Annotated in this window: 2 protein-coding genes and 1 pseudogene; 2 read left to right on the plus strand and 1 reads right to left on the minus strand. The window is 68.8% G+C overall.

Going from position 1 to position 1,458, the window contains the following annotated elements; all coding sequences use genetic code 11:
* Nucleotides 1-2: 2 nt before the first annotated feature.
* Complete coding sequence (locus tag AC31A1_RS51335) at nt 3-665, plus strand: DUF6215 domain-containing protein (protein ID WP_489659903.1); 663 nt, start codon at nt 3-5, stop codon at nt 663-665.
* Between the two features lie 19 nt (nt 666-684).
* On the opposite strand, the gene AC31A1_RS51340 is transcribed toward AC31A1_RS51335, so the two are convergent.
* Entirely contained in the window at nt 685-1,218 is a 534-nt protein-coding gene (locus AC31A1_RS51340) for a TerD family protein (RefSeq protein ID WP_489659904.1), read from the minus strand.
* A gap of 155 nt (nt 1,219-1,373) precedes the next feature.
* Here AC31A1_RS51340 and AC31A1_RS51345 point away from each other — a divergent pair.
* A pseudogene (locus AC31A1_RS51345) lies at nt 1,374-1,458 on the plus strand (DUF4937 domain-containing protein); the annotation flags it as partial.

Here is a 1,458-nt window from a genome sequence, read left to right on the forward strand (position 1 = left end):
GTATGAGGGCGGGGGCCCAGGCAGTCGCGGCGGTGGTCGTGGTCGGGGGTGTCGTAGGCGGCATGTGGGGACTCGGGGGAGTCCTGCCGAAGACGTCGCAGCAGGACAGCAAACCGGCGACCTGCACGGCGAGCACGGACAGGACACTGCCGGCGAAGTACGTCTCGCCGGCGCAACTCTGCACGGCACTGAACCGCACGGACCTTCCGGTGCTCCTGGGGACCCCGGACGAGCATGCGGAGACCGCCGGAGGCAGCGCGGGCTGGATGACGCTCGCCGGTGGCACCAAGATCGCCAGCCCTGAGGCCGACGTGGACCTGACGACCTATTCCGTACGGCTGTCGGCTTCCTACGACGACATTCCCGTCGCCGAGGCGGCTCGCTACGTGGACTCGACCTCAGAGGTGAAGATGGTCCTGGGACACCCGGCCGTCCTCTACTCGGACCGGACCATCGCGATCAGCTTCAACCTCGGCGGAGGCAAGGCCAGTACGGGCCCTGGGGGCATCGCCCGCAGCCTGCTGGTCTCCACGAGTGCGAAGGACGGCGGCGACTCCTTCGAGATATCCATCTGGCGTCAGGACGACGTGCCGCCCGACGATGAGGCGTTGTTCCGTATCGCCGAGGAGGTGCTGCCGACGGTCCCGGGCTGGACCGCCGGCTGACGCGCCGTCCGCGATGGGCTCAGGGCCGCTGTGCCCTGCCCATCGTCCTGGTGAAGGTCGCGGGGTCGTCCTCGAAGCCCCGGATGCCGGGATGGAAGTCCCAGCTTCCGGACTCGTCCCGGACGAACTCCCCGACCGTCGCCGCCGTAGCACCGAGGACGTCACCGAAGTCGTCCTCGGTGAGGACGGTGTACCCCTCGCGGATGCGCAGCTTCGGGTTGAGGACATTGACGAACGTGCGGTGGGCGACCCGCTGCTGGATGACGACACCGACCACCACGCGCGCGTACCGGTCGGCCAGTCGGTCGAGTTCCAGGGTCATGACCTCGTCCCAGCCGAAGCCCTTGCCGTCCTTGCTGTCCCGGTTGAGATAGATGGTGCCGTCGGGCGAGCGGCTGTCGAAGTGCACCGCGTACGCGGGAGCGCCGTACAGATCGCCCGCCACATACGTGGTGGCGACGATGTCCAGATCGACGGGCGGCTGCCCGGTGGGACTCGGATCCCACTGGAGCCCGACTTCGGCCTTGCGGATCCCCTTGTTGAGGCCGTTCACCACAGTTCCCCTTCCCCGTTCGCCTCGATCGCGCGCCCCAACTACTGGGCGATCAGCGTTCGTTGTCCATCGTGCCACGCGCGCGGGGGCGCATGCGCCGACGATCTCAGCCGGAGCGTGACCGGCGCCACGCTCCGTGGCCTTACGATGGCGCGGTGCTGGTCAAGTGGATTCGCTGCACCGTGGTGGACCGCCGCGGCTTCGAGCGCGGGCAGCGAAAGTGGGCGGGGCTTCTGGGGG

Source organism: Streptomyces sp. P5F9 (assembly GCF_057961495.1).